Genomic DNA, 14380 nt, shown 5'->3' with positions numbered 1-14380 from the left:
AGTCCGGTGAATCGGGCCTTGCATAAGTAAAGTGATCGTTTTACATTGGAGCCATGGATATTCGCACACGACTGATCGACACCGCCGAGCAGCTCTTCGATCGCCATGGCTTCACCGCCACGGGGATGGACCGGCTGACCCACGGCGCCGGCATCTCCAGCCGCACGCTCTACAAGCATGTCGGCAGCAAGAACCGCCTGCTGGCGATTGTCCTCGACGAGCGCGATCGTCGCTTCATGCGCTCGCTGGCGAGCGCTGTCAGCGTGGATGACCTGTTCGGGGCGCTGGGCGCGTGGTTCGCCGACGAGGGCGCGCGGGGCTGTCTGTTTCTGCGCAGTTGGGCCGAGACCGGCGGCGAGGTGCCGGAAATCGTCGAGGCCATGACGCGTCACAAGGCACGGCTGCGGCAGCGCATCGAAGAGATCGTCGAAGCGGAGACCGGGCGTCGCGACGACGAACTGGCCGAATCGATTCTGCTGCTGGTCGAAGGTGTGACCCACGCCGCGACCTATCGGGGTAGCGCGACCGTGGACGTGGCTCTGCGAGCGGCGCGGCGGTTGGTCGAGGCCGCTATGGTCTGACCGCAGCAGATTGTCCTCTCCGGCTCGATGCCGGCGGCTGTGTCACGAGTGTAGGGAAAACGATCATTTTACATCGAGGCTGTCGTCTGGGCTCGTCGCTCGAGCCGGATTCGGTAGCCAGGGAGAAGAGCATCATGACCCACCAGGAACGTCGACTGATCGTCGCGGGGACGCTACTGATCGGTGTGAGCTACGGTCTGGCACGCTTCGCCTACGGCCTGTTCCTGCCCAGCATGCGCGAGGATGTCGGGTTGAATTCGACAATGGCGGGGGCCATCGGCAGCGGTGCCTACGTGGGCTACTGTTTCGCTATCGTGATCAGCGCGCTACTGGTGGAGCGGCTCGGCGCTCGAGCCATGGCCGTTGCCGCGGCCCTAGTCGCCGCGACGGGAATGGCGGTCATCTCCGTCAGCACCAGCGCGCTGTGGCTGGCCGGCGCCATCCTGCTGGCGGGAGCCAGCACCGGGCTGGCATCGCCACCCATGGCCCAGGCCGTCTCGAGTTCGATCGCAACCGACCGCCAGGGCCGGGCCAATACCGTCATCAATGCCGGCACCAGCCTCGGCGTCGCCATCTCCGGCCCGGTGGCGTTTATCGCCACGGGACAGTGGCGCATCGCCTACGCCGCTTTTGCGGTGACCGCGTTGCTCAACGCCGTGCTGTTGTTCGTCAGCGTGCCGCGTTCCGGGACAGGCGAAGCACGTGGCGACACTGCCTCGGAGGCAGCGGGCAGGTCGAACCGAGGAGGCGTGCAACGGGACTCGGCCTGGCGCGTGATGGTGGCCGCGATGGGCATGGGCATTGCCAGTGCTGCCTACTGGACCTTCTCGAGCGAGGCGCTGCTCACGCGGGGGCAGTTCTCCCAGGCGCTGGCCAACAGCGTCTGGATTCTGATTGGCGTCGCCGGTCTGGTCGGTGGCCTTGCCGGGGATCTCGTCAACCGCTTCGGTATCAATGGGGTGCACCGGGCAACGCTGGCCGCGCTGGCACTTGCGCTGTCGCTGCTCGCGCTGATGCCCTCGAGCCTGCCGGCCGCCCTGGGGTCAGGTGCCCTGTTCGGGGCGAGCTACATCATGCTGACGGGGATCTATCTGGTCTGGGGCGTGCGCCTCTACAGTGACCGTCCCGCCATCGGGCTCGGCTTGCCGTTCCTGATGATCGCGGCGGGCCAGATTGTCGGTTCGCCACTGGCGGGCTATCTGATCGGCAACCACGGCTACGCCTTCTGTTTCATCGTCTTCGCGTCGATCGCATTGGCGACGATGCTGATCGGCTACCGGCCCGGCCGCGGGGGACAGGTCGATGCCGCGCCGAAAACTATGGTATCGAGCCGACCGGACACGCCGCTGCAACACTTCTATCTGCCCGCCATGCCGCCACTGGGACTGATCGACAAGATCGGCCGTCTCGCGCGTCGTGGGTCGGGACGCTGATGAGGTGCTTGAGGCCCAGGCGCGTGATGCATCTCGACGCGTGGCACATCACCGTGAGACATCCAGCTCGATCGCGGCCGGCAGCGGTGTCAACCGGCTCTCGCTACCGGCCGCACCTTCGGTCAGCATGGCGACCAGCTCCCGAGTGGTGGAGTGACGGGTCAGCATCAACGCCGTGACCTCGCCGTCGAGTGTCCTCGTGGCATGCCAGCAGCCGGGATGCATCGATACGCCCAGGCCCTGAGGCAGCCGAAAGGCCTTCATCGAATCGATATCCGGACCGCCGTCGTGATCGAGACAGACGATCTGCACCAGATCGCCGCCATGGATCGGCACGACGGCCTGATGGGTCAGCCGATGCATCTCCAGCTTGTCGATGCGCGATGAGTCATCGCGATAGTGCACCCAGAGCACTTCAGCGGGGCCGCCATCGATGCCGGTGTCGAAGCTGAGCTGGTGGACGAAATCGCTGGCTGTCGAGCGATATCCCGGCTCGCCTTCGGCAAGATCGGCGGGCCATCCCATCACATCGCCATATGGCGCGAACGACGTCGGCGAGAGTGCGTCGATCGGCAGCGTCCTGACGTTCATGCACTGTCCTCAACGGGATCGATCGGTGTCTTGCAGCATCGCTTCCACCACGCAGGCATGCTGCAGCAGAGCGTTATCGTCGCCCTGGGGGCGCGATAGCATCAGGCCGATGGGGAGCTCGGCGCCGGTGGCGAGGTAGGGCAGCGAGATCGAGGCCGCGTCGAGATAGTTGAAGACGCTGGTATTGCGCAGCGCCAGCCGGTTGGCGCGCTGGAAGGCGGCGGCGTCGTTCTCGAGCGCAGCGCGTCTCGGGGGCAGCGTGGCGACGGTGGGCAGCAGCACCGCGTCGAAGCCGGCCATCTCCTGTTCAAAGCGCTGCTGCCAGCCCGCCCTTGGCCACAGACGCTGCAGGTAATCCGCGGCGCTGATGTCCCGGCCGCCCTTCAGGCGTTCGGCGATCAAGGGGTCGTAGTCGGCCTCGGCGCGGGCGAGCTGCTCGCGGTGCAGCGCGGCCGCTTCCGGCACCACCAGACCACCCTGCTGGTTGATCGCCAGCGCCGCGTCGACGGCCGCGAACGGTAGACGCTCGACGTGACACCCACTGGCTTCGAGGACAGCGACGGCCTCCTCGAAGCCGTCGCGAACCGCATCATCGAGCTCGCTCATCAGGCCGCCTGCGGCGATCGCCAACCGTAGCGGCCGCGGCGTGGTATCCAGCGCCGGCAGCGGCCGCTCGGCCAGAATCGACCAGAGGCTGGCGCAGCACGCGACGCTGGGCGCGATCGGGCCCACGCAGTCGAGGCTCGGCGCGAGCGGGTAAGCCCCTTCACCGGGCACGCTGGCCTGGCTCGGCTTGAAGCCGGTCAGGCCGCAGAACGCCGCCGGGATCCTGAGCGAACCGCCGGTATCGCTGCCCAGCGTGGCGGCGGCGAGGCCGAAGGCGACCGAGGCCGCGCCTCCCGAGGTCGAACCGCCGGTGATGCGTTCGTCATCGAACGGATTGGGGGGCGTGCCGTAGTGTCGATTGAGGCCGAGCCCCGAGAATGCGAATTCGCTCATGTTGGTACGCCCGGTCAGCAGCGCCCCGGCACGGCGCAGACGCTGGACCGCCGGCGCATCGTGGCTGGCCGGTGGATTGCCACCCAGCACGCGGGAGGCGGCCCGGGTCAGCTCGCCCTGGACGTCGAACAGATCCTTGATGCTGATCGGCACACCCGCCAGGGGTTGGGTGGGGTCGACCCGCGCCAACCGGTCCGCCAGCTTGTCGGCATCGAATTCGAGATAGGCCGTGGCGGTGACCGCAGCCTGTGACCGGGCTCGCTCGACCAGGGCCTCCAGCGCCTGGGCGGAGGTGAAGTCGCCGCTGTCGATGGCCGCCTGCCAGTCGTGCAGGCGGCGTTGGCCGGCAGGGTGCGCCCAGAATGCGCGAGCGGCATCCTGTGGCGTCTGTGGCGAGCTCATTGCGCGACCTCGAGCTCGATGACGGTGTAGCTATGGCTCAGGCGGCGATTCAGCACGGGGTCGGTGAGCGTCATCGAGAAGCGCGGGCTGGGTCGGATACCGCCGATGGCCGGTACCGTGCCGCACAGCAGCAGCGTGTTGGGGGCCAGCGATTCGCCCTGCTTGAGTGCGGCCGGCAGCTTGGCCAGCAGCGTGTCGACGTCCAGCAGTTCGGCCAGCGTGCCCTGCTGATAGGTGACGACCTGGCCGTTCTCTTCGATCTCACTGGCCAGTTCCAGTGCATCCCAATGCTCGCGGATGGCCGCCAGCGGCCAGGCCTGTCGGGCGACCGGCTTGGCGCAGAGCTGCTTGGACTCGGCGACACCGACCGCCTCGAGTTTACGATCGGTGTGATCGGAGGCTAGCGTCACCCACAGTCGGCCATCTTCGTCGCTGACCAGGCAGACCTCGGCTTCGCCGGAGCCGTCGCCGCCGAGCATCTCGACGTTCTCCGCCTGGGTCAGCAGTTGCGCACTGGCGCGATAGAACAGCGGTACGCTGGAGGGCGGCTTGACGCCGATGGCGGCCAGCTCGTCGATGTGATGTTGCACGTTCGCCTGATCGCGGCCTGCCCAGCCGGCGATCGCCAGCCGTTGCGGCGTGACGGTGAGCGTGTTCTCGGGGGTATCGAAAGTCAGCATGAGCGGTTCCTGAGTTGTCGTTGGAGCGGACATCGGCGTCGAGTGCCGCGAGTCATCGATGACGCGGCGGATCAGAGCGAGTTCGGCAGCCACAGGGCGATGCCGGGGAACAGGATCAGCAGCACGGCCATCACCACCATGGCGGCAATGAACGGCAGCGTGCCGACGATCACGTCGGAGAACGGCTTGCCGCGCCGGGCTGCCTGCACGATGTAGAGGTTGAGACCGACCGGCGGGGTGATCAGCGCCATCTCGACGAACAGGATCATCACCACGCCGAACCACACCTTGTCGAAGCCCGCGGCGAACAGTAGGGGCGCGATGATCGGCAGCGTGATCACCATCATCGACAGCGTCTCGATGAAGAAACCGAGCACCACCAGCAGCGCCAGCACGCAGAGCAGCAGCGCCATCGGCGACAGGTCCAGTTGCGTCAGCAGCTGCGTCAGCTGGCCGGAGAGACCCGCCGAGGCGAGCGCGAAGTTGAGAAACGAGGCCGCCAGCATGATGAACAGGATCATCGAGGTGGTGCGCACGGTGTTGTCGAGCGCTTCGGTCAGCATGCGCCAGTCCAGCCGCCGGTTGAACGCGGCGAGCATCAGCGCGACCACCACGCCGATGGCGGCGGCTTCGGTGGGCGTCGCCCAGCCGGTGTAGATCGAGCCGACGATGGCGATGAACAGGATCAGCAGCGGCAGCAGGAACTTCAGATGACGCAAACGCTCCGGCCAGCTCGAGCGACGACGTGGCCCGCCCAGCGACGGCTTGAAGGTGCAGAACAGGATCGCCGTCAGCATGAACAGGCCGGTCAGCAGCAGCCCCGGCAGCAGCCCGGCCACGAACAGCTTGGGGATCGAGGTCTCGGTCAGGAAGCCGTAGACGATCAGGTTGATCGATGGCGGGATCAGGATGCCCAGCGTGCCGCCGGCGGCGATGCTGCCGCAGAAGAGCCGCGGGTGATAGCCGAGCTTGTCGCCCTGCGGCAGCGCCACGGTGGAGATCGTCGCCGCGGTGGCCACGGAGGAGCCCGAGGTCGCGGAGAACAGCATCGAGGTCATCACGTTGGCATGCAGCAGGCCGCCGGGCAGCCAGGAGAGCCAGTGATCCATGGCGCGATAGGCGCGCTCGGCGATCCCCGCGCGGACGATGATCTCGCCCATCAGCACGAACAGCGGAATCGCGATCAGCAGAAAGGAGTCCGCCGCCGACCACAGGTTCTGGCCGAGCGCCCGCATCAGCGGGAAGAACGAGAAGAACTGATCGACGCCGAAGGCGAGCAGGAACAGCGTGATGGCGACCGGGATGCCGGTCAGCAGCAGCGCCAGAATCCCGATGGAGAGATAGGCGAGCATCAGGATTTTCCTCCTGTCGCGGCGTTGTCGTGCGCGCGGGCTTCGAGCTCGTTGGTCTCGAACGGGTCGGCCTCGTGGCCCATGCCGATCAGCGTGCGAATCGTGGCGCTATCGCCGCCGGCCGCCGCCAGCAGGGCGCGAATCGCCAGCACCGCCGCCGCCAGGGCAAACCAGGTGTAGCCCAACACCCAGACCAGCTGCGGTATCCACAGCGGCGTCGACAGCGGCGTATTGGCGGTGGTGTGGTTGGAGAGTGACCCCGAGAACACCGGCCAGGCGTGGATGACGATCATCCAGCCGACCAGATTGACGGCGAGTATCGAGAGCAGGTCGAGCGCCGCACGGGCGGCGATCGGCAGCTTCGAGTAGCCGACATCGATGCGGATATGGGCTCGTTCGACCAGCGTGTGCGAGAGCCCCCAGGCCGAGAGAACGGCGAGGACGTAACCGGCATACTCCTGGACGCCTTCGAAGGAGCGGCCCAGCAGTTTGCGGCTGACCACTTCCATGATGACCATCGCGACGACGGCCAGCAGCAGCAGGCCGATGAGCCGAGCGGCCCAGCGCGAGACGAGGCGGACGACGCGCACGAGGGCGTCGAACAGAGAGACGAGAGCGAGCATGTTGGATACCTGCCGACGGGCAAGGGCCGAGCACTGACGTGCCCGGCCCTGCGATCCATTTACTTGACGATGGGGAGGGCGACGAGGGGAGCGACGTTCTCGTTCCACAGCGAGATCGTTTCGTCATCGATCCGCGAGGCCCAGCTCGGCAGGACCGCACTGACCAGCGCCTGATGGGCGCGCTCGCGGTCGGCATCGGTCACCTCGACCAGTGTCATGTCGCCCGGCTTGCCGTGCTCGCACTCGCCATTGCCGGTCAGGCAGGCGATGCCCTGCTGCTCATCCTTGGCCAGGTTGTTCCACACCGGATCGATGAAGCCGGGTACGATCTGGCTCTCGATGGTCTGCTTGGTCTCGTCGTCGAGCGAGTTCCAGGTATCGTCACTGACCGCCGTGATGACCGTATCCCAGCCGCCGATGGGGAGCGGCAGCAGATAATCGGCGACATCCTGCCAGCCGGAGTTGTAGCCGGAGAGCGAGCCGGTGACAGCACAGTCGATCACCCCGCGTTCCAGCGCGCCGGGCACTTCGTTGAAGGCCATGACCGTGCTCTGGGCGCCGATGGCGGAGAGGAACTCCGCCGTGGTGCGGCCGCTGGCGCGGACCTTCTTGCCCTGCAGATCGCCGAGGCCCTTGATCGGCGTGTTGCAGAACACCACCTGCGGCGTGTTGGGCGCGATCGCCAGCACGTGCGCGTTGTAGTGAGACTGCATCGTTCTCTCGGCGATCGGCATGAACGCCTCGCTGACCTCGCGGGCCTTCTCGGGATCGGTGGTCATCATCGGCAGGTCGAGACCTTCCAGTGCCGGCGCCTCGCCGCCGACGTAGTCGGAGAAGGTCATGCCGACATTGAACAGGCCGTTCTTCAGGTAGGTGAAGACATCGCTGCCTTCGATACCCATCTGATCGAAGGTCGTCATCTGGACCTGGATCTGGCCATCGCTCGCCTTGGGCAGGGTCTCGGTCCAGAACGGCTTCTCGAAGTTCTTGTGCAGGGAGACCGCGCTCCAGGTACCGACGACGTTGAGGCTGGTATCGGCGACGGCGCCCTGGGCAAGGCCGACAGTCAGGGCGGAGAGCGTGAGGCCAAACAGTGTCTTCTTCATGGGAGTCTCGCTTGTTGAGGTTGTTTTACGAGTCTTCGGCAGGCGCGACCGGCGTGACCGCCGCGATATCGCCGCTACCGATACTTCAGACGATAGTTGGGGATGTCGGTAATCAGCATATGACCGGGGGCGTGGGCCATGGCGAAGGGTAGCTTCGCATTCATCAGCGCGATCTGCGGTGTCACGCCGCATGCCCAGAACACCGGGATGTCGCCGGCTTCCATCACCGGGGCATCGCCGAAGTCCGGCCGGTGGATATCGTCGATGCCGATCAGCTCCGGTCGCGCCAGATGCAGGGGCGCGCCGTGAACGCTGGGCATGTCGGTGGTGATCTGCACGGCGCGGATGGCATCGGCCGGCGACATGGCGCGCATCGACACGACGTAGCTGCCGTGGAACGGGCCGGCGGGAATCAGTGGAATGCGGGTCCGGTACATCGGCACGATGGTCCGCGCGGCCATGTGGCGAACCGGCACGCCCTCGGCGATCAGCGACTCCTCGAACGAGAACGAGCAGCCGATCGAGAAGGTGACCAGGTCGTCGCGCCAGCGGGAGACGAGGTCGGCCGGCTCGTCGACCAGTTCGCCATGTTCGTAGACGCGATAGCGCGGCACGTCGGTGCGCAGGTCGATCGACTCTCCCAGGGCCTGCGGATGAAAGCTGCCTGGTTCGCTGACGTCGAGCACCGGGCAGGCGGCGCGGTTGGCCATGCAGAAACGCAGGAAGTCGGCGGCGTAGGTTTCGGGAATGATGACCAGATTGGCCTGCGCATAGCCGTTGGAGATACCGGTGGTCGTGGTGGGCCAGTCGCCGCGGCGGATGGCGGCGCGCGCCTCGGCCGGAGAGACGGTGGCGTCGAGAGAGGTCATGTCGTCGATCCTGGTTGTCATTGTCGTGGCGGTCTTGGCCGGTAGAACCGGGCGCCGCCTTATGACATCCCACGCTATGGGTTCACGGCGCATCAATCCAATCGATTTTTATGATTCTTATTCATCGGTAAAACCTTTCAATCCCAGCGTTCTCGACAAAACCTTTCGACGTCAGGTACATCGGCAACGCCTTGCGACAAGGGACCCCTCGGTAACGCCGCTTTCGGCGTCAGGCGTGCTCGCGCTGGTCCCGTTGCCCGAGCTCGATCGCCAGGTCGATGACGCCATCGGCCAGCGCCTTGTCGATGTGCTGCGGCCAGGAGGCGGCGAAGTCGAGCCGTGGCAGATCACAGGGCAGGGTGATGAGCTCGCCGCGGGCGATCTCCTGCTCGACGATGCGAGGCGGGATGGCGCCGACGCCGATACCGTCCAGTGCCAGGCGCACGATGGTCCAGACCGAGCCGGAGCAGTGCAGCTTGATCCGCTCCAGGCGCTGCTGATGCAACAGCGACTGGAGCTCCCGGTAGGGGCGGCTGTCGCTGGCGAAGGTGATCAAGGGCGTGCCGGTACGCGCCAGCGCTTCCAGGGTGAACGTCCGGGCCGAGAAGCCCAGCTGCGGGGTGGCGATCAGGCCCGTGGCATAGTGGCATAGCGGCCGGCTGAGGATGTCCTGGGCGTCGACCGGTCCCAGCGTGAAGGCCATGTCGATCTGGCGATTGAGCAGCCGGTTGGCGAGTCCCGGCGTGCCGTCCACCTCGAGCTGCAGTGTCATGTCGGGGAAGCGGTTGGCGAGTTCGGCGATGAACGCCGGCAACCAGCTATGGGCGATGGTCTCGACCACGCCGAGGCGCAGCACTCCCTGGAACGGGTTGTTGGCCTCGAGCATCGCCATCGCCTCCTGGCGTGTCTCCAGCATGTGCTGAGCGTGGCGGTAGAACTGTCGACCCTTGGGTGTGGGCTGGATCGGGCGCTGGGCGCGATCCAGCAGCGGTCCGCCGACGAACTCCTCGAGCCGGGCAATACGATCCGAGATGGAGGGCTGGGTCAGGTGCAGGTGCTGTGCGGCAAGGCGGAACGATCCCAGGCGTACGATCCAGACGAAGGCTTCGATTTCCTTGAAGTCGAACATGGCGGGCTCGCTCGGCGTGCGGTGAAGACGGCAGACGTGATGGCGGCCAGTATTGCATGGATGGCCGCCCTCGAGAGACGCGCGATTTCCGCCATCGTCGGATGTCCGCGCGCGCTCGGTGCCGTTACAATGGGCCACCCTTTCTGCATCGGGCGCGTCCGATTCGCTTCACGAGAGCCGCTTCACAAGAGCCATCGCGTCCGAGCATTGTCATGTGACCGTGACACCTCGACGCCTGCCGACCGTCATCTTTCGAGGCATCGTTTCAGCCGGCATGCGTCGCTCAACCTTCGCCCGACGAGGCAGCCAGACCGCCCTCGAGGCGAACAGCCGAAAACAGGAGCGCTTGATGAGTCAGGATTACCCGGAAAATACCGACCACCGTCGCCGTCACTCCGCCAACGTGGTCGATGGCCCCGGCAAGGCCGCCAGTCGCGCCATGCTGCGCGCGGTGGGCTTTACCGACGAGGACTTCAAGAAGCCGCAGGTGGGCATCGCCTCGACCTGGAGCCGGGTGACGCCGTGCAACAGTCATATCAACGTGCTGGCGGAAGCGGCCAGTGACGGTGCCGACGCCGCCGGCGGCAAGGGCGTGATCTTCAATACCATCACCATCTCCGACGGCATCGCCAACGGCACCGAGGGCATGAAGTACTCGATGGCCTCGCGGGAGATCATCGCCGACTCCATCGAAGCCGTCTCCGGCTGCGAAGGCTTCGACGGGGTGGTCGCCATCGGCGGCTGCGACAAGAACATGCCGGGCTGCATGATCGGGCTGGCGCGTCTCGATCGGCCCAGCATCTTCGTCTACGGCGGCACCATCCAGCCGGGCGCGGGCCATACCGATATCGTTTCGGTGTTCGAGGCGATGGGGGCCTACTCCCAGGGCAACAAGTCGCTGATCGAGGTCAAGCAGATCGAGGAGACCGCGATTCCGGGGCCGGGCTCCTGCGGTGGCATGTATACCGCCAACACCATGGCCTCGGCGATCGAGGCGCTGGGCATGAGCCTGCCCAACTCCTCGGCCCAGGAGGCGGTCTCCCAGACCAAGCACGACGACAGCCGCGCCGCCGGCGAGGCCGTGCTCAAGCTGCTCGAGCTGGACCTCAAGCCTTCCGACATCATGACCCGCAAGGCGTTCGAGAACGCCATCACCGTGGTCATCGCCCTCGGCGGCTCCACCAATGCGGTGCTGCACCTGCTGGCGATCGCCAACACCGTCGGCGTCGAGCTCACGCTGGACGATTTCACCGAGATCGGCAGGCGGGTGCCGGTGCTCGCCGACGTGCGCCCCAGTGGCCACTACATGATGAGCGAGCTGGTGGCGATCGGCGGCATCCAGCCGCTGATGAAGGTACTGCTGGATGCGGGCATGCTCCACGGCGATTGCATCACCGTCACCGGCAAGACACTGGCGGAGAACCTGGCGGACGTGGCGCCATATCCGGTCGATCAGCAGATCATCAAGCCGCTGGATGCGCCGGTGAAAGCGAGCAGCCACCTGCGCATTCTCTACGGCAACCTGGCGCCGGAAGGGGCCGTGGCCAAGATCACCGGCAAGGAAGGGACCCGCTTCACCGGTCGGGCGCGGGTCTTCAATTCCGAGGAGGAGGCCCAGGCACGCATCAACGACCTGACCGTGGTCGCCGGCGATGTCGTCGTCATCCGCTACGAAGGACCCAAGGGTGGCCCGGGCATGCGCGAGATGCTCACACCCACCTCCGCGATCATGGGCCGCGGCCTGGGCGACAAGGTGGCGTTGATCACCGACGGTCGCTTCTCCGGTGGCAGCCACGGCTTCGTGGTCGGCCATATCACGCCGGAAGCGTTCGTCGGCGGGCCGATCGGCCTGGTCGAGGATGGCGACGAGATCACCATCGACGCCGAGAACGACGTGATGACCGTGCATATCGACGATGCCGAGATGGAGCGGCGTCGCGCGGCCTGGCAGCGTCCGGCACCGCGATATACCCGCGGGACGCTGGCCAAGTACGCCAAGACGGTCAGTTCCGCATCGAAAGGCGCGGTCACCGACCTGCCCGAAGCGCTGGAAGACTGAGTCGGCACCAGGCGATCGACGCGGTCGCCTTCGCTGAATGAACGCCCCGGGGTCTCCCTCGGGGCGTTTTTCGTGGTGAGGCGACTGCTGAAGCGAAACATGAGCCCGGTTCATGATCGAGCTGCACAACTTTCATGCGGCTGCACGTCTATTGCATCTCTGGCTTGGGTATCCTGGCGGCCTGCCTCTTCGGTGGCGCCACGCTAGCCGATCCGCTCGCCACCGCCGAACCGTTCCATAACGCCAGGGAATTGCCATGCAAGTCAGTCGCGACCGCATCATCACCACTCATACCGGCAGCCTGCCGCGCACCCCGGCGCTGTCGCGCATGCTGGTCCTGCGGGAGCAGGGCAAGCCGGTCGACAGTGCGGCGTTCGAGGCCGAGGTCGCGCGCTGCCTGGATGGCGTGATCGGCGCCCAGCTCGATGCCGGGCTCGACAGCATCAACAACGGCGAGGCGCCACGAGTGGGCTTCTCGACCTACGTGACCGAGCGCATGAGCGGCTTCGGCGGTGAAGGTCGGCGCAAGCCGACGCTGGATATCCAGAAGTTCCCCGGCTACGCCGAACACATGGCGCGCCAGATCGGTGTCTCCGAGGATCTGGCCAAGGTGTGGAACACACCGCTGGCCCAGCGTGCGGTGCACTACGATCCGACACTGGCCGGGGTCAAGGCGGAGCTGGCCTCGTTTTCGACGGCGCTTGCCGGCAAGCCGGCACCGCTGGAGACCTTCATGACCGCGGCCTCTCCCGGCGTGGTCACCACCACCATGCTGCGCGCCCAGGACAACCCCGACTATCCCACCGACCGCGACTACGTGCTGGCGGTAGCCCGCGAGCTGAAGCAGGAGTACGAGGCGATCGTGGCGGCCGGCCACGTGCTGCAGCTGGACGCCCCGGATCTGGCCATGGAGCGCGTGATCCTGTTCGGCGATGCCGATCTGGGGACCTTCCTCGAGCGCGTCGAGCTGCATATCGAGGCGATCAACCTGGCGCTGGAGAACATTCCGGCGGACAAGGTGCGCCTGCACGTCTGCTGGGGCAACTGGCAGGGCCCGCATCAGGATGACGTGCCGGTCGCCGAGCTGCTGCCGATCCTCTACCGCGCCAAGGTGGGGGCACTCAGCATCCCGCTGGGCAATCCGCGTCACGAACACGAGACGGTCTCGTTCAAGACCCATCCGCTGCCGGATCACATGCTGCTGATGCCGGGGGTGATCGATGTCACCACCAACTATCTCGAACACCCCGAAGTGGTGGCCAATCGCATCTGCGCCTCGGTCGATGCCGTCGGCGATCGCGAGCGTGTCGTGGCCGGCACGGACTGTGGTTTCGGCACCTTCGCCAGCTACGAGTTCGTCGCCCAGGACGTGGCCTGGGCCAAGCTCAAGGCGCTGAGCGAAGGCGCGGCGATCGCCAGCCGACGTCTCTGGGGGTGAGTGGGCCCTGCCCATCGCGGTCTCGGCGTCGATGACTTTGCAGATCGCGAGGCTCTCCTATACTGCGAGGGCAAATGGCACAACAGGGAGAGGTGCAATGGCGACCCAATGGATGAGGAATGCCGGGCTGGGCCTGGTACTGAGCGCGACGCTGTTCGCCGGTGGCGCCGTGGCGCAGGACAAGACGAGCGATCAGCCCAACGTGAACAAGCAGGAGGGGGCGCAGACCAACGAGCAGGAGCCGGCCCATGAAACCGAGACGCAGGCGGAGGGAGCCCCCAAACTCGCCAAGGATTGTCTCGATCTCGCCCTGCAGAAAGACGAAGGTAGCGAGAAATTCCGAGGCAATTCGATCTACGAGAACAACGCCAAGGACTACGACGCCGATGAGCTCGAGCAGGGAGACACCTTCGAGCTGCGGGTCGATCTGCTCGGCGAGGGCAATGCGAAATACAACCTGACCTGCCAGATCGATGCCGATGGCAATATGACCTACGAGGGCATGGGCAAGTCGACCAGCGTCAAATCATGAAGCGGACTCGTGCAACGTTCCAGACGGCCCCTCGGGGCCGTTTTTGTCTGCACTCTTCGACCGTTTCATCGGGAGATCATCGGTGAACATCACCGCGGACATTGTCGAGACGACGTCTCCGGTCGGGGTCATTTCGGATACCCACGGGTTGCTGCGGGACCAAGCCCTGGCGCTGCTGGCGGATTGTCGCCCGTTGATTCATCTGGGCGACGTCGGCGATCCGGCCATTCTCGAGCGTCTGGCCGAGCTGGCGCCGGTCTACAGCGTACGCGGCAACATCGACCGGGAGGGGGTGTGTTCGGCACTGCCGTCACACCGCCTGCTGGTGATCAACGGCCGGCCCCTGCAACTGGTCCATGATGTGGCGGACGTCGACGAGCGGATGGCGTGCGAGGCCGTGCTGCACGGCCACTCGCACAAGCCGCGCAACGAGTGGCGGGGAGAGGGCGACGAGCGGAGGCTATGGTTCAACCCCGGCGCAGCGGGCAAGCGCCGATTCAGCCTGCCGATCACGCTCGGCAAACTGTGGATCGATGCCGACGGCATCCGCAGTGCGATCATCCATTTGCCGCTGTGAGTTTGGAAA

The 14380-nt window shown here is 66.0% G+C and carries 14 protein-coding genes; 6 read left to right on the top strand and 8 right to left on the bottom strand.

Annotation, left to right across the window (positions count from 1 at the left end; all coding sequences use genetic code 11):
- Window positions 1-53 precede the first annotated feature (53 nt).
- Window positions 54-581, top strand: coding sequence for a TetR/AcrR family transcriptional regulator (locus AAGT95_RS02075; RefSeq protein ID WP_110597976.1), 528 nt, complete (start codon window positions 54-56; stop codon window positions 579-581).
- Window positions 582-715: 134 nt separating this feature from the next.
- Window positions 716-2014, top strand: a complete 1299-nt coding sequence (locus AAGT95_RS02070) for an MFS transporter (RefSeq protein ID WP_342595363.1) — start codon at window positions 716-718, stop codon at window positions 2012-2014.
- Between the two features lie 48 nt (window positions 2015-2062).
- On the opposite strand, the gene AAGT95_RS02065 is transcribed toward AAGT95_RS02070, so the two are convergent.
- From AAGT95_RS02065 to AAGT95_RS02030, 8 genes are all read right to left on the bottom strand, one after another.
- Entirely contained in the window at window positions 2063-2605 is a 543-nt protein-coding gene (locus AAGT95_RS02065) for an ureidoglycolate lyase (protein ID WP_342595362.1), read from the bottom strand.
- A gap of 9 nt (window positions 2606-2614) precedes the next feature.
- Window positions 2615-4006: an amidase gene (locus tag AAGT95_RS02060; protein WP_342595361.1), complete on the bottom strand. Its 1392-nt coding sequence runs from the start codon at window positions 4004-4006 to the stop codon at window positions 2615-2617.
- Entirely contained in the window at window positions 4003-4686 is a 684-nt protein-coding gene (locus tag AAGT95_RS02055) for a DUF2848 domain-containing protein (RefSeq protein ID WP_110597972.1), read from the bottom strand. Before AAGT95_RS02055 ends, AAGT95_RS02060 begins: the two co-directional genes overlap by 4 nt.
- Before the next feature lie 71 nt (window positions 4687-4757).
- Entirely contained in the window at window positions 4758-6038 is a 1281-nt protein-coding gene (locus AAGT95_RS02050; protein WP_342595360.1) for a TRAP transporter large permease, read from the bottom strand.
- Window positions 6038-6661 (bottom strand): TRAP transporter small permease, encoded by a 624-nt coding sequence (locus tag AAGT95_RS02045; RefSeq protein WP_342595359.1) that lies wholly within the window; start codon window positions 6659-6661, stop codon window positions 6038-6040. Before AAGT95_RS02045 ends, AAGT95_RS02050 begins: the two co-directional genes overlap by 1 nt.
- Window positions 6662-6720: 59 nt before the next feature.
- A complete protein-coding gene (locus AAGT95_RS02040) occupies window positions 6721-7767 on the bottom strand; it encodes a TRAP transporter substrate-binding protein (RefSeq protein ID WP_110707894.1) in 1047 nt (348 codons plus the stop codon).
- 74 nt (window positions 7768-7841) lie between these two features.
- Complete coding sequence (locus tag AAGT95_RS02035; protein ID WP_342595358.1) at window positions 7842-8636, bottom strand: putative hydro-lyase; 795 nt, start codon at window positions 8634-8636, stop codon at window positions 7842-7844.
- Between the two features lie 229 nt (window positions 8637-8865).
- Window positions 8866-9765: a LysR family transcriptional regulator gene (locus AAGT95_RS02030; RefSeq protein WP_110597967.1), complete on the bottom strand. Its 900-nt coding sequence runs from the start codon at window positions 9763-9765 to the stop codon at window positions 8866-8868.
- 349 nt (window positions 9766-10114) lie between these two features.
- Between AAGT95_RS02030 and ilvD the strand changes: the two genes are divergently transcribed.
- The 4 genes from ilvD to AAGT95_RS02010 all read left to right on the top strand — a co-directional run bounded on the left by ilvD (window position 10115) and on the right by AAGT95_RS02010 (window position 14371).
- Complete coding sequence (gene ilvD / locus AAGT95_RS02025; RefSeq protein ID WP_342595357.1) at window positions 10115-11824, top strand: dihydroxy-acid dehydratase; 1710 nt, start codon at window positions 10115-10117, stop codon at window positions 11822-11824.
- A 256-nt stretch (window positions 11825-12080) separates the two neighbouring features.
- Window positions 12081-13262, top strand: a complete 1182-nt coding sequence (locus AAGT95_RS02020; protein ID WP_342595356.1) for a cobalamin-independent methionine synthase II family protein — start codon at window positions 12081-12083, stop codon at window positions 13260-13262.
- A gap of 97 nt (window positions 13263-13359) precedes the next feature.
- On the top strand, window positions 13360-13794 hold the full coding sequence (locus AAGT95_RS02015) for a hypothetical protein (RefSeq protein WP_342595355.1): 435 nt from the start codon (window positions 13360-13362) through the stop codon (window positions 13792-13794).
- Between the two features lie 82 nt (window positions 13795-13876).
- Window positions 13877-14371 (top strand): metallophosphoesterase family protein, encoded by a 495-nt coding sequence (locus tag AAGT95_RS02010; RefSeq protein WP_342595354.1) that lies wholly within the window; start codon window positions 13877-13879, stop codon window positions 14369-14371.
- Window positions 14372-14380: the final 9 nt, after the last annotated feature.

The organism is Salinicola lusitanus, from assembly GCF_038648475.1.
GTDB lineage: Bacteria > Pseudomonadota > Gammaproteobacteria > Pseudomonadales > Halomonadaceae > Salinicola > Salinicola lusitanus.
This window is presented reverse-complemented; position numbering and strand designations above follow the sequence as displayed.